Source organism: Mycobacterium sp. NGS57 (assembly GCF_059812405.1).
In genome coordinates, this window is record NZ_JCALCP010000004.1 from 219,496 (window position 1) to 234,031 (window position 14,536).

Below are 14,536 nucleotides of genomic sequence, written 5' to 3' on the forward strand. Positions count from 1 at the left end.
TCAGCCACCCGGGCTACTGATGTGCCATGGCTTTGGGTTGTGTTGCGTCTGAGTCATTCTCGTCGACAGGAAGGTCGTGCCGAATCGCTCGGACGCGACCTCGCGGCAGACACGCCACGTATCCGTGACACTTGCCATAGAGTTCCCACGAGGTCGCCGCTACATCCGGGTCGACGTCGATGCGGTGGCCGGGGGAGAAACAGAGATGTAAGGCCCCGTCGTCGTCGCACCAGGCGCGCGTGCAGATCGCTCCGGCAAGGTCCAACAGTGGCCGCTCCTCGGGCGAAAGGTTGATGGGGTCGATCAACACTTCATCCGACGGCCAGGCTCCTGCCGGCGGGAGGGTCAGTCGCAGCGGTCGGGAAATCACCAATTCGTTGTAACCGTCGAGGTCGAGTATGAGCCCTTCGTGCAGCGAGACTCGCTGAACGGTGCATTGCTCAATCCATTGCGTGTGCATAACCGCCCCCTTCGACGCGTCGGTGAGTCCCATCTATGCTACCGATAGTAGCGCAACGATACTATTAGTATTCCTATGCGCTATCGCGGGCGTTCCATGCATCAAGAATGCGCTGCAAACCTCGATCAATGCGCTCGCGCGCCTCCCCTGCCGTGCGGCTCTGGTGTGGCTGCGGTCGGTTGACCTGCCGTATGCATGCAGTCGTCGGAATGCGAACACTACGGACCGATCTGAGTTGTCATCCCCAAGTGCGACCATCCCAATATGGCGATCACCATCCCATCCGGCCGGCCCAACTGGCGCTTCATGCGCTACGTTCGGCCGCCGACGAGAGACTCGAAGTTGGAGCCTCTGTACCCATTGAGGCCGGCAACGCGCCCGGTGCGGCTGGGCATTGATGTCGGGACCATCGCGGAGCCGCCGGAGGAGGGCTACATCACCGGGTTCCTGACGCGCGACGAGATCGAGGTGCACCTATTGATCCCGGCGGCAACGGAAGCTCCGAGCGGGTGGACCGAGTTGCTCGATGAACCGCCTTGCCACACCGTCAATTTCACGAACGTAGCTGACGCAGGCAAGTTCTGCGACGCGGCCGAGTTCTCCGTCAGCACCGCTCGTGGCGAGAGCTACCGTGCCTGGTCCAAGGCTCGGTTCTTCGCCGCGTACCAGCAGCTCGATGAGCACGATGCGCCGGACGGCCTCCCCCCGTTGACGCTCGATCAGCGACATCGTGCAGCTGCCTATGCTGCCGCCGCCGGGGCTGTTGGCATCGATGCCATCGTCACCACCGCCCCCACTGCGGGACGAACAGATGTCGCCGACAACGATGTGGTCGTCAGCGTGACACCCGACGCGGCTGTACCACTCATCGGTCACTACTTGCGGGTGACTAGCAATCCGGTTGTGACGGTCGAGCGCGGCATGTTGGTGGGTGGCGGAAGCTGGGAGACGACGGAGTCGACTGCGACCATCGTCAATCTTTACGACTGGGGCACGGTCAGCGGATTGCCATACTTCGATGCCGCTTCAATGTTTGCGGCTGCCGCTAAAGGTGGACCTGAGGCCGCAGAGGCATTCACGTCGGTTCGCATCCGCCTGAGACGTGCAGCGCGCGCGTTCGACGATCTGCTGGCCGCGCTGTCGAACCCGCTGGACGGGAAGCGGAACGAAGATGTTGCCGAGGCTACCGCTGAAGCTTTTGACCGTGAATTACTCTATCTTGCAGCAGTTTTCGATATTTTCGGGCGTGCTTACCAAGCGATGGTCGACCCGTCAGTTGATCGGAAAAAGGCTCGGGGATCACTCGACTCGCGGACCTTCATCGACAAGGAAGTGCGAACGCAGTACGACCAGTCACTTTTGGGTGACGTGACGCGCCTGCGGGTGTATGCGTGGCTCTGCAAGCAGTTGAGGAATCACATCCACGATGGCGTTCTTGCCGTCGACACCCACCCTGGCCGCAGCTACGGCAACACGATGAACGTGGCGCTGAATCTCAGTGTGATTCCCGAGTTAGCCCTCGGTGCCGACAATGAGATGACTCAGCACCACTACGACGCGCTGGGAGTGTGGCAGACCGAACCTGTTTCGCCCTTTACCGGTTCGTCAATGGTGGCCGACCTTGCGACAACCGGTTTCACCCTCATCCGAGCGGCGCTCGAGTACATCGAAGCGTTCACGAAACTTATCGTCCGGAACAAACCGGCGAATGCGCCGTCGTCTAGTGCGTTCCTGGGATGCGTGCAGGCTCGTCCGGGCGAGGTCGAGCCAGCGCCCCCAAAGCGAGCAGTGTTCTATCAAGCACTGTTCGGATTACATCCGGACAGCGTGTAGTGGACCCCTAGCAGCCCGACACGAGGTTGACGCCGTCATGGACCCGCGAATGAGTTTCTTCGTCGAACGCGTCCAGTACACGCACCGCGAATGCAGGATTCATCGCTGACTGAACTTCCTCCCTTGTCATCCAACGAACCTCGCGGGCTTCCGCAGTGGGGTGAGTGTCCCCATCGGCCGGATGGCAGCGGTAGACCAGAGCGACAATCCCATGGGTCAGGTTCTTGTAAACGCCGGTGAGACGTTCTACCTTCACCGTCAATCCGGTTTCCTCAAGGACTTCGCGCCGAACACCGTCCTCAAAAGATTCGCCTAGTTCGAGTACACCACCAGGGGCTTCCCAGTGGCCGTTGTCGTCCCGCCTGATCACGAGAACGCGATCATCGTCACGCACTACGATGCCGGCGACACTGACCGAGTGCTTAGGCGAGGTTGCCATTTCTGGGGTCCTCCTTGTTCGATGCCGGCAGAAGAGACACGGGTTGACTGGCTTCCTAGACTAGTCGTCTAGACATGTGATGGAAGGCCAGCGGGTGCTGCAACTTGGACAAATCGACAGAGCCGATGACAAGCCGCCATATCGGCAGATCGCGGGCATGTTGCGAGAAGCGATCCGTTCCAACCGGCTAGCTCCCGGGGAACGACTGCCGTCTGAGACGGAACTTATCGAGCATTTCGGTGTGGCACGCATGACGGTAAGACAAGCTGTGCAGGAGCTTCGTTCCGAGGGACTGGTCGTCTCGCAGCATGGCCGCGGGGTGTTTATTCGCCCGACGCCCCCCATCCGCCGGCTCGCGTCGGATCGATTCGCGCGACAGCATCGCGCGGCAGGCAAGGCGGCGTTTACCGTCGAGGCCGAGAAATCGGGTTACTCGCCGCAAGTCGACAATATTGCGGTGAGCCGCGAGAAGCCGAATTCGTTTGTAGCGGAACGACTTCGATTATCACCGGACGATGACATCGTCGTGCGATCGCGCCGCTACCTGGCGAATGGCCGACCGGTTGAAACGGCGGTCTCCTTCATCCCGGCTGCTTTCGCCGAAGGCACGAGGATCGAGCAGGTGGACACTGGGCCCGGGGGCATCTACGCCCGACTGGAAGAGAATGGCCACGTACTCGGTCACTTCACCGAGGAGGTCGCAGCCCGAATGCCCACTCCCGAAGAACGGCGGCAACTGGAACTCGAACCAGGCGTTCCCGTATTGACAGTGCTGCGAACCGCATATGACGCGAATGACGTGGCGGTTGAGGTCTGCGACACGGTGAAAGTTGCTTCCGCCTACCTGCTCGAATACGAGTTCCCGGCCCGCTGAGCCCAAAGTCTTCGATCAACTGGGCGTCGACCGTTGCACTCCTCTAGACGACTATGTAACCTCAACTTGTCTAGAGCAGTTCTCATGAAAGGTCGACAAATGTCTGTGCCGAAATGGCTCAAGGTGTCACACCAGCAGGTTTTCCCACGCAAAGCGTTTGTGGTGTCCGACGTGACGGCGGTGATCGATTACGAGCGGTCGACGAAGGACAACAAGGTCCAGGCGACTGATCGAGAATCAGGCGCTCCGTTGTGGCAGGTCGAAGTCCTCGACGGCGACCCGACAGCTAGTAAGCGAGCGCGCACTCTCACCGTCAAGTTCGCAACGCCCAAGCAGCCTGTGTGCCCACCGAACACTGCCGGAATGCCCTTCACACCAGTGATTTTCGAGGAACTATACATATTGCCGTACGTAGACCGTTCGAGCGAATCCGGCCGCATCGCGTGGTCGTTTCGGGCCTCGGGTATGACTGCGGACACCGGCAAGGCGGGGTCCTCAGCGGGAGACCGGGTGTCAGCATGAGTCCGTACGACCCCGTAGTACCTAGCGATCCGTATTCGATTCCAGATCCCGACGCCGGCATCGACTTCTTTGACCTCACGCACCTGCTGGCGGTCGGCGCCATGTGGCTCATTGCGGTGATCGGCGTGGTCGCCGTTTCGCTCGTCGTTTGGAGAGTGCGTTCCCCCGCCACATTTGGGCGTTATGTTGCAACACCAGCATGTCGGGCCCGATGGCTGATCTGGGCATCGATCTCCTGGCCACGGGTTGCCAAGGCCTGCGGGTTGTCGACTCCCGAGCACGTCACACGCACGGACGCACAGGGCAAGAGCAGGACGAGGACAGTTTGGACTCATCCTCGCCTTCTCGGGGTGAGCATGTTCGGCGACTGCCTACGGATGACAGTCCGAACACGGACCGGCCAGACGGTGGACGACCTCGAAAACGCGGTCCCCGCAATTCGTGACGCTGTCGGGGCGCATTCCGCCCGCTCGACACTGATCGGCCCCGGCACGGTTCGCGTGGAATTCGTTATGAAACAATGCCTTTCAGAGGCAGAGACCGCTGCATTCCCAACCAGCGTCGAGCCGACGGGCGTCGAGGTCGGCCGGCGTGAGAATGGGTCGGCATGGACTCTGCGCGTCGCCGGCCTGCACACCCTCACTGTTGGGTGCTCGGGTGCGGGCAAGGGCTCCGTTTTTTGGGGCATTGCAGGCGGATTAGGCCCAGCCATCAAGGCGGGAACCGTGCGGCTGTTCGCCGTGGATCTCAAGTACGGGATCGAAGTGTCAGTCGGGTCTGCACTATTCAGCGGCATTGCGACGACCGAGGCCAACGCCGCGAGACTGCTGACCAACTTGGAGGAGCTACTAGACAGCCGCGGTCGCAGGATGGCCGGCCGAGCGCGTTCGCACACACCGAGCACCGCCGAACCGCTCGTCGTGCTGCTCATCGATGAATTCGCGGGCTTGACCGCATACATGACGGACGCGGCACTGAGGAAGCAAGTTGCGGGCTCACTCTCACGCATCCTGACAAAGGGTAGGGCTGTAGGCATCGTGGTCGCCGCATTCATGCAGGACCCTCGCAAGGAGATTCTGCCCATGCGCGGGTTGTTCACCCAAACCGTCGCACTGCGGCTGCGCTCACGCGACGAAGTCGCCATGGTCTTGGGTGACGGCCTCGCCGACGCCGCCCCCGCGCATCGGATCAACCCAAATGAGCCTGGTACCGGATACGTCATCGCCGAAGACGGGTCAACGATGCGAGTACGCGCCGACTTCTGGCCCGATTCGCTAATCCGTTCTGTCGCACAAGAATACGGGCCTACAAGCTCAAGTCGCGCTGGTTCAGCAGAGAACTGAGGACATCGGCATGACAACCCTCGGCATCAAAACCAGCGCCACCGCGACAGCGACCTTTCCAGAGCTTCTAACAGCGGAGCAGGTGGCCGAGCTGCTTGGCGTGTCCGCTGCGACGGTGAGTCGATGGGGCGCATTGCGCGAACACGGCGCAGACGTGGGACCGCCCTGCTACACGCTATCTGATCGCGTAAGACGTTGGGACGCAGCTGAAGTCCGCGCATGGCTTCGTAAGGTGCGTCGCTAAGTGGCCGGATCGGTCCCGCGCGGTATCCGAAAGCGGATCAATTCGGCCGGTCTGCCGCGCTATCAAGTGCGCTACCTGGTGCGTGATTCAGACTCCCCGTCGGGATGGGCTGAGACGTCGTCGACGTTCGCCACCTTGCGAGAAGCGCGGGCATTCAAGGCCGACCGGGATGGCGAAGCGGCGATCGGCGCCAGACGCTTCGACCCCCGACTTGGCCGGGCCAAACTCGCCGCTGTCTGGACGCAATACAGCGCGTTGAAACGCCCCGCAGTGTCGCCCAAGACCTGGAGCGGCTACACCCAGCATTGGGAACTACGCATCAGTCCGCGTTTCGGCCACGTCCCGGTTGATGAAATCAGCCGAAAGGATATACAGCAATTCATCGATTCCATGACCGTCGGTCCCTGGGCCAAACTCGCCACGCTGCGGCTGCTGCGGTCGATTCTCGACATGGCGCGCGAGGACGGTCGAATCCACAGCAACCCGGCTGACGGGGTGTCATCCGGGCGGATACCCACCCGAGAACGCCACCGCTATCTGACCGCCACCGAAGTCGCCGCCCTGGCAGCCGCATGCGGCGACCACGGCGACGTGGTGATCATCCTCGCCTTCACCGGCCTGCGCTGGTCCGAACTCGTCGGCCTGCGGGTCGGCGACATCGACCTAACTGCGCGTCGGCTCTATGTCCGCCAGGCCGCGCCAGAAGTGGAAGGCCGGATCATCGTCGGGCCGCCAAAAACTCGCGCCGCCGCCCGAACCGTCCCACTCCCCCAAATCGTCATCGACGCGCTCAAACCAAGGATCGATAATCGCGCGCCCACAGAACATGCAATCACCTCGCCAAATGGCGGGTTCCTCAGATCAAACAACTGGCGCCGGCATACCGACTGGAACGAAGCCCTAAAGAAAACCGGACTGGTGCCGCTGACGATTCACGACCTGCGCCACACCTACGCCAGCCTGGCCCGGGCCTCCGGCGCCGACCTCCGCTACGTCCAGAAGACGATGGGGCACTCGACGCCGACCGTCACCGCGAACATCTACAGCGACCTCTATTCAGACGAACTCGACCACGTAGCCACGAATCTCGACCGGCTTCAGGACGTCGCCAAAAACCGGGCGAACGGACAGGAACCGGACACACCGAACCATCCATAGAGTGCCATCACCGCGTCCGTGCAGCTCAAGACTGGTGGCCAGGGGCGGGATCGAACCGCCGACCTTCCGCTTTTCAGGCGGACGCTCGTACCGACTGAGCTACCTGGCCGGAAGGCATTGAGTGCCTCGCCGTGCTGGCGACCCTGACGGGACTCGAACCCGCGACCTCCGCCGTGACAGGGCGGCGCGCTAACCAACTGCGCCACAGGGCCTCGCTTGTTGCTCCGCGTAGCCGCGTCGCAGGGTACCCCCTACGGGATTCGAACCCGCGCTACCGCCTTGAAAGGGCGGCGTCCTAGGCCGCTAGACGAAGGGGGCCAGAACCGAATCTCTCCGGGGTACTCGCAACGCGGTTACCGTTGGGAGCCACGCCAGCTTAGGTCACCGCAGGCCAAATCCTCAAACGAGCGGCGCTCGGGCGCCGTTCGGGCGGCCGCCTCACGCGCAGTATCCTGAACCTTCGCGCCCCTATAGCTCAGTTGGTAGAGCTACGGACTTTTAATCCGCAGGTCCCAGGTTCGAGCCCTGGTGGGGGCACCCGGCGGCGGTCACTACCTTGGCAGACGCCGACGACGCGGCCGCGTGGCATGGCCCCCGTTTAGCCGCCAATCGGCTTGGCTATGCTTCGCAAGATGACTGTCGATGCGGCCCAACCCAATGCGCCAGTAGCCCTGGTAACCCTGGAAATCCGTCACCCGGCAACGGATTCGCTCACCGAGACATCCAGCGCGGAGCTCAGACGCCTGCTCGCCGACCTCCTGCCCATCGAACGGCAGGCGCAGGACGTGGCGTGGGCGATGGGGGCCGGCGGGCAGCCGCAACCGGCCGCCGAGCGCTTCGTCCGGTACGTCAACCGCGACAACACGCTGGCCGCGTCGATGAAGACCCAGGCCGTCGTCATCGAGACCACCTCGTACACCAACTTCGAGGCGCTGGTGGACGTGGCGATGCGGGTCATCGACGCCCGCTCGGAGTTCTCGTCGATCGTCGGAGTGGAACGACTCGGCTTGCGCTACGTCCTCGAAATCCGCGTGCCCCAGGGCGTCGACGGCCGGATCGAGTGGAGCAACTGGATCGCCGAGCCGCTGCTGGGGCCGCAACGCATCGCTCCCGCCGGCCTGGCGCTGACCGAGTGGCAGGGCGCCGCGGTCTACCGCGAGGCGCAACCCGGCAAATCGATGATCGTGCGCTACGGCCCGGGCGTGGGCCAGGCGCTGGACGCGAGCTACCACCTGCGCCGCACGATGCCGGCCGCGCAGGGGCCGTTCTTCCTGATGGACATCGACAGCTTCTGGACCCCGACCGGGGCGATCCCGGAATTCGACCGGAGCGCCGTGCTTACGACCTTCCAGGATCTCTACGATCCCGCTCGTACCGTGTTCCAGGAGATGCTGACCAACCGCCTGAAGGACGACCTGCTCAGCCGGTAAGCACCGCGCTGCTGTAGGTCACGTCGGCGAAGGCTTCGGCGACCTCGTCGTCGGGATAGACGAAGCCGTTGGCCGCGTGCAGTTCCTTGGTGGTTTGCGACGACGTCCGCCAGCCCCGTTGCGTCAGATACTCCAGGATGTGGCTGCGGTGACCGTGATAGACGAGGTCGTTGAAGTCGATCTCGAACCCGAGTTCGCTCATCCGGTCGTGGTGTGCGCGCCACCGCTGGTCGGCGAAAACGGCGGTGTCGGGGACGAATTCGAAAGCCAGGCGGCTGCCGGGCGCGCTGAGCGCGGTGATGTTGTCGAACAGCGCGTCCTGGGCTTCGTCGGGCAGGTACACCAGTAGGCCTTCGGCGCTCCACGCGGCGGGGGCCTGCGGGTCGAAGCCGGCGGCGCGCAGGGCGGTGGCCCAGTCGTCGCGCAGATCGACGGCGACGGTGCGCCGCTCGGCGGTCGGCTCGGCGCCCAGGTCGCTCAGCGTCAGCGTCTTGAACTCGATCACCTCGGGCATGTCGACCTCGTAGACGACGGTGCCCGCCGGCCACGGCAGGCGGTAGGCGCGCGCGTCGAGTCCCGACGCGAGGATGACCACCTGGCCGATGCCGCCCTGTGCCGCCTCGAGGAAGAATTGGTCGTAAAACCTGGTGCGGCAGGCCATCCCCTGCGCCATCCGCTGTGGGTCGAACTCCGATTCCCCGCCGACCGGGATCTGACCGTTGACCAGCCGGACGTAGACGTCGATCCCGACCGCGCGCACCAGCGGTGCCGCGTACGGGTCGTCGATCAGCTTCTCGTCGCTGGAGAGCGCCCGCTGGGCGGCGACCATGGTCGCCGTGGCGCCCACGCTCGTCGCCAAATCCCAGCGATCACGATCGGTGCGCGCCATGGTGTCCCCTCATCCCGAGCCGAGAAATATAGATAGTCTAGTTAGTATCACAGCGCCGGTCGCGGTTGCTCGCGGGACTACCCTGCGACGTGTGAGCGACTTCGCCCGGCGCACGATCGACCTCGCCCGCCGCAACGTCGCCGAAGGGGGCCGGCCGTTCGCGACGGTGATCGTCCAGGACGGCGAGGTGCTTGCCGAGAGCGCCAACAAAGCGGCCCAGACCCACGATCCGACCGCGCACGCGGAGATCCTTGCCATCCGCGAGGCCTGCCGGAAACTGGGCACCGAGCACCTGGTCGACGCCACCATCTACGTGCTGGCCCACCCGTGCCCGATGTGTTTGGGCTCGCTGTATTACTGCTCGCCGAAGGAAGTCGTCTTCCTGACCACCCGCGAGTCCTACGAGCCGTACTACGTCGATGACCGCAAGTACTTCGAAGTCTCGACGTTCTACGACGAATTCGCCAAGGACTGGGACGAGCGCCGCCTGCCGATGCGCTACCAGCCCCACGACGGCGCGGTGGACGTCTACCGGTTGTGGAACGAACGCAACGACGGGCAGCGCCGATCGACGGTCGTCCCGCAAAGCTGAAACCGCCGGCGTTGCCGCGACCGCAATCATTCGCTATTATCTGCGTATGCATGCAGATAATGGTGAAGGACGGTTGCCCGACGACCAGGCCGGTCTTGTCGTCGAGGTTTTCCGGATGCTCGCCGAGGCGACCCGCGTGCAGGTGCTCTGGTCGCTGACGCATCGCGAGATGTCGGTCAACGAACTCGCCGAACACGTGGGCAAGCCCGCGCCGTCCGTTTCCCAGCACCTCGCCAAGCTGCGGATGGCGCGCCTGGTCCGCACCCGCCGCAACGGAACCACCATCTTCTACAGCCTGGAGAATGACCACGTCCGCCAACTCGTCATCGACGCGGTCCGCAACGCCGAGCACGCGGGCCCCGGAGTTCCGGCGCACCACCGCGGCGAGGGTGGGCTGAAGGCCGTCGCAGGACGGCCGTCACGGCCGTCAGGCCCTGCCGAATAGCGCAGCGCCGCATCACATTTCACATGGAAGGTGAGATCATGACCGAACAACACAGCCACGAGGCGCCGCACGCGCACGAGCACGGCCACGCCGAGGGGGCCCATTCCCACGCGCACACCACGCACGAGCACAATCACGTCGCGCACGAGCACTCGCACACCCACGAGGACGGAACCGAGCACACTCATCAGCACGTGCATCAGTCCGACCTCGAGGGCGTGCACGCGCATGCCCACGGGTAAGCCGACCGGCTAGGAAACCTTCGGGCAGTAGTGCTTCGGGTTGTCGCGCTCGTCCAGGGGCGGCAGGTTGCGCGCCGGCGTCTGCACCAGCGGCGCGTCGGCCGGGATGCGCCCGGCGACCCGGTCGAAACCGGCGCGCGCCCGCGGGTGTTTGCGGTATCGGCTTGGCACGCAAGCGAAGACGGCCCGGACGAGGTCGCCGAAGCGCCGGTGCAGCCATTCGTCGCGGCGCGACCACCGGTAGCCCATCAGCTCGCGCACCGGCGGGTCGTACAGTCCGACGGTGAGCCACACGAAGAACGGGCTCATCAGCTTGCGCTGCGCCGCCCACAGCCAGTCCGGAAGCCATTGCGCGAACGGCGGTTTGGGCAGTTCGGTCAGATCCAGCACCGTACGGGCGGCCCAATTGCTCTCCAAGACGTTGCGGCACATGTGATCCCAGTAGGCCTGGAACTCTTCCCAGGACGCAGGCACCGGCCGCATGCTCATGCCATACATGCGGTACCACTCGACGTGCTCGTCGAAGAGCTGGCGGCGTTGCGCCTCGGTCAGGCCGCCGCAAAACCGTTCGGCCACATGAATTGTGCCGACGAAGAAGGTGGCGTGCGCCCAGTAGAAGACGTCGGGATTCAGCGCGTGGTAGCGCCTGCCCTGTTCGTCGACGCCCTTGATGTCGGTGTGGTAGTCGCGTACCTCGGCGCCGGTAACCGGGGCGCGGTCGCCGTCGAAAACGACCCCACCGATCGGGTACAACGAGCGGAGCAGGCGCGGCCAGCGCTCCCGGAAGAACGTGGAGTGGTCGATGACCGCCGCGCCCAGTTGGGGGTGCATGTTCTGCATGGACCCCGCCCATGGGCCCTGCAGCATGCCGCGCCAGTCCCCGAAGTACCGCCAGGTCAGCGAGTCGGGGCCGAGCGGCGTCGGCGGCGCCGCGTAGCCCAGCGGCGACACCGGGCAACCGGCCGCGACGTCGGTACCGGCGGGCGCCGCGGCGCCGCCCGGTCCGGCGCTGGTCAGGGAGCGGGCTGCGGACGTATCTTGGGTCACTATTGGATTCCTGTGAGTTATCGGCAATTCTGACTACATACGTTGTCATTTTTCAGCTTAGGAGCGATGTGCCAACCGGTCAACGACGGGGCCGTTGGACCGGCGTCCCTCTCGAGAGTCGGTCCGCCCTCCGCCGCGACAATCTCATCACCGCCGGCGTGCAATTGCTCGGCAGCGACCGTGGCCCGGCGCTGACCGTCCGGGCGGTGTGCCGCAAGGCCGCGCTCACCGAGCGCTACTTCTACGAAAGCTTTTCCGACCGTGACGAATTCGTGCGCGCGGTCTACGACGACGTGTGCACGCGCGCGATGAACACACTCACCTCGGCGAAGACGCCGCGCGAGGCCGTAGAACAATTTGTCGAGCTGATGGTCGACGACCCGGTCCGGGGCCGGGTGCTGCTGCTGGCGCCCGCGGTGGAGCCGATTTTGACCCAGTCGGGCGCGGAGTGGATGCCCAACTTCATCGACCTGCTGCAGCGCAAGCTGTCCCGGATCGGCGATTCGGTGCTGCAGAAAATGATCGCCACCAGCCTGGTCGGCGGGCTGACCAGCCTGTTCACCGCCTACCTCAACGGCCAGCTCGGCGCGACACGCAAGCAATTCATCGACTACTGCATCAACATGCTGTTCAGCGCCGCCACGCCGTACGTCGCCCCGGCCGACCAGGGGTAATTCGCGCCGAAAGTGCGCTACGCTGGCGGATTCCGCGTCGCTTGCTCGACATCCCAATTTGTGACATGGCGCGCCCGGGACAAACTTGATGCTACCGGCGGACACAGATATATTGACTGCTACCCGCCGACACAGATAACTGGAGGGGATTATGTCAGCCGAGCTGACCGACCTACAGCTGCTGCACGAGCTCGAGCCGGTGGTGGAGAAATACCTGAACCGGCACCTCAGCGTGCACAAGCCGTGGAACCCGCACGACTACATCCCGTGGTCGGACGGCAAAAACTATTACGCACTCGGGGGCCAGGACTGGGACCCCGAGCAGAGCAAGCTTTCCGACGTCGCCCAGGTGGCGATGGTGCAGAACCTGGTCACCGAGGACAACCTGCCGTCGTATCACCGCGAGATCGCGATGAACATGGGCATGGACGGCGCGTGGGGGCAATGGGTCAACCGCTGGACGGCCGAGGAGAACCGGCACGGCATCGCGCTGCGCGACTACCTCGTCGTGACCCGCGCGGTGGACCCCGTCGAGCTGGAGAAGCTCCGCATCGAGGTGGTCAACCGCGGCTTCAGCCCGGGCCAGAACCACCAGGGCGAGTACTTCGCCGACACCCTCACGCACTCCATGCTCTACGTCAGCTTCCAGGAACTCGCCACCCGGATTTCGCACCGCAACACCGGCCGGGCCTGCAACGACCCGGTCGCCGACCAGCTGATGGCCAAGATCTCGGCCGACGAGAACCTGCACATGATCTTCTACCGCGACGTCAGCGAGGCCGCGTTCGACCTCGTCCCCAACCAGGCGATGAAGGCGCTGCACCTGATCCTGAGCCATTTCCAGATGCCCGGCTTCCAGGTCCCCGAGTTCCGGCGCAAGGCCGTGGTCATCGCCGTCGGGGGCGTCTACGACCCGCGCATCCACCTCGAGGAGGTCGTGATGCCGGTGCTGAAGAAGTGGCGCATCTTCGAGCGCGAGGACTTCACCGGTGAGGCGGCCGCGTTGCGCGACGACCTGGCCCGGCTGATGAAGGAACTCGAGATGGCCTGCGACAAGTTCGAGGTGTCCAAGCAGCGCCAGCTCGAGCGCGAGGCCCGCACCGGCCGCAAGACCACCGCGCACGAGCTGCACAAGACCGCGGGCAAGCTGGCGATGAGCCGGCGCTAGGCCGGTTCGGGGAACCCTTGCGCATCGGTCCGATCACGCTCGCCAGCCCCGTGGTGCTGGCCCCGATGGCCGGCGTGACCAACGTCGCCTTCCGGACGCTGTGCCGCGAATTGGAACTCGCTCGGGTCGGCACCGTCAGCGGGCTCTACGTCTGCGAAATGGTCACCGCGCGCGCGCTCGTCGAGCGCCATCCGGTCACCATGCACATGACGACGTTCTCCCCCGACGAGTCGCCGCGCTCGCTGCAGCTCTACGCCGTCGACCCGGCCACCACGTACGCGGCCGCCCGGATGATCGCGGACGAAAACCTGGCCGATCACATCGACATGAATTTCGGCTGCCCGGTGCCCAAGGTCACCAAGCGGGGCGGCGGGGCGGCGCTGCCCTACAAGAGGCGGCTTTTCGGGCGGATCGTGGCCGCGGCGGTGCGAGCGACCGAAGGCACGCCGATACCGGTGACGGTCAAATTCCGCGTCGGCATCGACGACGAGCACCACACCCACCTGGACGCCGGGCGCATCGCCGAGGCCGAGGGCGCCGCCGCGGTGGCCCTGCATGCCCGTACGGCCGCGCAGCGGTATTCCGGCACCGCCGACTGGGAGCAGATCGCGCGGCTCAAGCAAGAGGTACGGACGATCCCGGTGCTCGGCAACGGTGACATCTACGACGCCAGCGACGCGTTGGCGATGATGGCGAGCACCGGTTGCGACGGGGTTGTCATCGGGCGGGGCTGCCTGGGCCGGCCGTGGCTGTTCGCCGAGCTGTCGGCGGCGTTCACCGGCGCCCCCGCCCCTACCCCGCCGACGCTGGGCGAAGTCGCCGACATCGTGCGCCGGCACGGCCGGCTGCTGGCCGCGCATTTCGGCGAGGACAAAGGCATGCGCGACATCCGCAAGCACGTCGCCTGGTACCTGCACGGATTTCCCGCGGGCTCCGAGCTGCGGCGCGCACTCGCGATGGTCAACACGCTCGACGAACTCGACAGGCTGCTGGACCGGTTGGACGGCGCGGTCCCCTTCCCCGACGCCGCCGCCGGCCCCCGCGGCCGGCAGGGCTCACCCGCCCGGGTGGCCCTCCCCGACGGCTGGCTGGCCGACCCGGACGACTGCACGGTGCCGGCCGGGGCGGACGTCATGCACTCCGGCGGATAAGGGTCTTCCCAACTCGAAATCGCTT

At 64.7% G+C, this 14,536-nt stretch carries 17 protein-coding genes and 4 tRNA genes; 14 read left to right on the plus strand and 7 right to left on the minus strand.

Translation table 11 applies throughout. The annotated features are described in order from the left end of the window. Positions 1–13: 13 nt before the first annotated feature. Positions 14–460: a DUF6188 family protein gene (locus AC5Y43_RS09925; protein ID WP_014710938.1), complete on the minus strand. Its 447-nt coding sequence runs from the start codon at positions 458–460 to the stop codon at positions 14–16. Between the two features lie 264 nt (positions 461–724). On the opposite strand from AC5Y43_RS09925, the gene AC5Y43_RS09930 reads away from it, so the two are divergent. Then, positions 725–2,293: a hypothetical protein gene (locus AC5Y43_RS09930; RefSeq protein WP_224097130.1), complete on the plus strand. Its 1,569-nt coding sequence runs from the start codon at positions 725–727 to the stop codon at positions 2,291–2,293. Positions 2,294–2,300: 7 nt separating this feature from the next. On the opposite strand, the gene AC5Y43_RS09935 is transcribed toward AC5Y43_RS09930, so the two are convergent. Continuing rightward, a complete protein-coding gene (locus AC5Y43_RS09935) occupies positions 2,301–2,732 on the minus strand; it encodes an NUDIX hydrolase (protein WP_008263949.1) in 432 nt (143 codons plus the stop codon). Positions 2,733–2,811: 79 nt separating this feature from the next. On the opposite strand from AC5Y43_RS09935, the gene AC5Y43_RS09940 reads away from it, so the two are divergent. The 5 genes from AC5Y43_RS09940 to AC5Y43_RS09960 all read left to right on the plus strand — a co-directional run bounded on the left by AC5Y43_RS09940 (position 2,812) and on the right by AC5Y43_RS09960 (position 6,873). Beyond that, a complete protein-coding gene (locus tag AC5Y43_RS09940; RefSeq protein WP_020821582.1) occupies positions 2,812–3,606 on the plus strand; it encodes a GntR family transcriptional regulator in 795 nt (264 codons plus the stop codon). 99 nt (positions 3,607–3,705) lie between these two features. After that, a complete protein-coding gene (locus AC5Y43_RS09945) occupies positions 3,706–4,128 on the plus strand; it encodes a hypothetical protein (protein ID WP_008263947.1) in 423 nt (140 codons plus the stop codon). After that, positions 4,125–5,471 (plus strand): hypothetical protein, encoded by a 1,347-nt coding sequence (locus AC5Y43_RS09950; RefSeq protein WP_020821580.1) that lies wholly within the window; start codon positions 4,125–4,127, stop codon positions 5,469–5,471. Before AC5Y43_RS09945 ends, AC5Y43_RS09950 begins: the two co-directional genes overlap by 4 nt. A gap of 10 nt (positions 5,472–5,481) precedes the next feature. After that, positions 5,482–5,715: a helix-turn-helix transcriptional regulator gene (locus AC5Y43_RS09955; RefSeq protein WP_008263943.1), complete on the plus strand. Its 234-nt coding sequence runs from the start codon at positions 5,482–5,484 to the stop codon at positions 5,713–5,715. Then, the gene (locus AC5Y43_RS09960; protein WP_008263933.1) at positions 5,716–6,873 is read left to right on the plus strand and encodes a tyrosine-type recombinase/integrase; all 1,158 of its coding nucleotides are present in this window, start codon (positions 5,716–5,718) and stop codon (positions 6,871–6,873) included. Between the two features lie 32 nt (positions 6,874–6,905). Here AC5Y43_RS09960 and AC5Y43_RS09965 read toward each other — a convergent pair. The 3 genes from AC5Y43_RS09965 to AC5Y43_RS09975 all read right to left on the minus strand — a co-directional run bounded on the left by AC5Y43_RS09965 (position 6,906) and on the right by AC5Y43_RS09975 (position 7,191). Beyond that, positions 6,906–6,982 (minus strand) — tRNA-Phe (locus tag AC5Y43_RS09965). 26 nt (positions 6,983–7,008) lie between these two features. Next, a tRNA-Asp gene (locus tag AC5Y43_RS09970) sits at positions 7,009–7,085 on the minus strand. 33 nt (positions 7,086–7,118) lie between these two features. Then, positions 7,119–7,191: transfer RNA gene (locus tag AC5Y43_RS09975), tRNA-Glu, on the minus strand. 146 nt (positions 7,192–7,337) lie between these two features. On the opposite strand from AC5Y43_RS09975, the gene AC5Y43_RS09980 reads away from it, so the two are divergent. Next, positions 7,338–7,410: transfer RNA gene (locus AC5Y43_RS09980), tRNA-Lys, on the plus strand. A gap of 83 nt (positions 7,411–7,493) precedes the next feature. Beyond that, the gene (locus AC5Y43_RS09985; protein ID WP_499971918.1) at positions 7,494–8,303 is read left to right on the plus strand and encodes a TIGR04255 family protein; all 810 of its coding nucleotides are present in this window, start codon (positions 7,494–7,496) and stop codon (positions 8,301–8,303) included. Here the strand turns inward: AC5Y43_RS09985 and AC5Y43_RS09990 are convergent. Beyond that, complete coding sequence (locus tag AC5Y43_RS09990; RefSeq protein ID WP_499971919.1) at positions 8,293–9,192, minus strand: class I SAM-dependent methyltransferase; 900 nt, start codon at positions 9,190–9,192, stop codon at positions 8,293–8,295. The two genes, AC5Y43_RS09985 and AC5Y43_RS09990, sit on opposite strands and share 11 nt — an antisense overlap. Before the next feature lie 91 nt (positions 9,193–9,283). Between AC5Y43_RS09990 and AC5Y43_RS09995 the strand changes: the two genes are divergently transcribed. The 3 genes from AC5Y43_RS09995 to AC5Y43_RS10005 are packed head-to-tail and all read left to right on the plus strand — an operon-like array spanning position 9,284 to position 10,471. Beyond that, positions 9,284–9,784 (plus strand): nucleoside deaminase, encoded by a 501-nt coding sequence (locus tag AC5Y43_RS09995; protein WP_499971921.1) that lies wholly within the window; start codon positions 9,284–9,286, stop codon positions 9,782–9,784. A 46-nt stretch (positions 9,785–9,830) separates the two neighbouring features. Further along, positions 9,831–10,229 (plus strand): ArsR/SmtB family transcription factor, encoded by a 399-nt coding sequence (locus AC5Y43_RS10000; protein ID WP_499971923.1) that lies wholly within the window; start codon positions 9,831–9,833, stop codon positions 10,227–10,229. Between the two features lie 38 nt (positions 10,230–10,267). After that, complete coding sequence (locus tag AC5Y43_RS10005) at positions 10,268–10,471, plus strand: zinc transporter Slc39a7 (protein ID WP_499971925.1); 204 nt, start codon at positions 10,268–10,270, stop codon at positions 10,469–10,471. Positions 10,472–10,480: 9 nt separating this feature from the next. Here AC5Y43_RS10005 and AC5Y43_RS10010 read toward each other — a convergent pair whose 3' ends face one another. Beyond that, a complete protein-coding gene (locus tag AC5Y43_RS10010; RefSeq protein WP_499971926.1) occupies positions 10,481–11,518 on the minus strand; it encodes an oxygenase MpaB family protein in 1,038 nt (345 codons plus the stop codon). 68 nt (positions 11,519–11,586) lie between these two features. Here AC5Y43_RS10010 and AC5Y43_RS10015 point away from each other — a divergent pair, with 68 nt between their 5' ends. The 3 genes from AC5Y43_RS10015 to dusB all read left to right on the plus strand — a co-directional run bounded on the left by AC5Y43_RS10015 (position 11,587) and on the right by dusB (position 14,511). Further along, complete coding sequence (locus AC5Y43_RS10015) at positions 11,587–12,192, plus strand: TetR/AcrR family transcriptional regulator (protein ID WP_499971927.1); 606 nt, start codon at positions 11,587–11,589, stop codon at positions 12,190–12,192. A 151-nt stretch (positions 12,193–12,343) separates the two neighbouring features. Beyond that, the gene (locus AC5Y43_RS10020) at positions 12,344–13,360 is read left to right on the plus strand and encodes an acyl-ACP desaturase (RefSeq protein WP_499971931.1); all 1,017 of its coding nucleotides are present in this window, start codon (positions 12,344–12,346) and stop codon (positions 13,358–13,360) included. Between the two features lie 17 nt (positions 13,361–13,377). After that, positions 13,378–14,511, plus strand: coding sequence for a tRNA dihydrouridine synthase DusB (gene dusB, locus AC5Y43_RS10025; protein ID WP_499971933.1), 1,134 nt, complete (start codon positions 13,378–13,380; stop codon positions 14,509–14,511). The last annotated feature ends 25 nt before the right edge of the window (positions 14,512–14,536 follow it).

Bases quoted from the DNA above. Each gene is read 5' to 3' on its own strand.
- AC5Y43_RS09925 (WP_014710938.1), bottom strand. From the start codon at position 460: ATGCACACGCAATGGATTGAGCAATGCACCGTTCAGCGAGTCTCGCTG.
- AC5Y43_RS09930 (WP_224097130.1), top strand. From the start codon at position 725: ATGGCGATCACCATCCCATCCGGCCGGCCCAACTGGCGCTTCATGCGC.
- AC5Y43_RS09935 (WP_008263949.1), bottom strand. From the start codon at position 2,732: ATGGCAACCTCGCCTAAGCACTCGGTCAGTGTCGCCGGCATCGTAGTG.
- AC5Y43_RS09940 (WP_020821582.1), top strand. From the start codon at position 2,812: ATGGAAGGCCAGCGGGTGCTGCAACTTGGACAAATCGACAGAGCCGAT.
- AC5Y43_RS09945 (WP_008263947.1), top strand. From the start codon at position 3,706: ATGTCTGTGCCGAAATGGCTCAAGGTGTCACACCAGCAGGTTTTCCCA.
- AC5Y43_RS09950 (WP_020821580.1), top strand. From the start codon at position 4,125: ATGAGTCCGTACGACCCCGTAGTACCTAGCGATCCGTATTCGATTCCA.
- AC5Y43_RS09955 (WP_008263943.1), top strand. From the start codon at position 5,482: ATGACAACCCTCGGCATCAAAACCAGCGCCACCGCGACAGCGACCTTT.
- AC5Y43_RS09985 (WP_499971918.1), top strand. From the start codon at position 7,494: ATGCTTCGCAAGATGACTGTCGATGCGGCCCAACCCAATGCGCCAGTA.
- AC5Y43_RS09990 (WP_499971919.1), bottom strand. From the start codon at position 9,192: ATGGCGCGCACCGATCGTGATCGCTGGGATTTGGCGACGAGCGTGGGC.
- AC5Y43_RS10000 (WP_499971923.1), top strand. From the start codon at position 9,831: ATGCATGCAGATAATGGTGAAGGACGGTTGCCCGACGACCAGGCCGGT.
- AC5Y43_RS10005 (WP_499971925.1), top strand. From the start codon at position 10,268: ATGACCGAACAACACAGCCACGAGGCGCCGCACGCGCACGAGCACGGC.
- AC5Y43_RS10020 (WP_499971931.1), top strand. From the start codon at position 12,344: ATGTCAGCCGAGCTGACCGACCTACAGCTGCTGCACGAGCTCGAGCCG.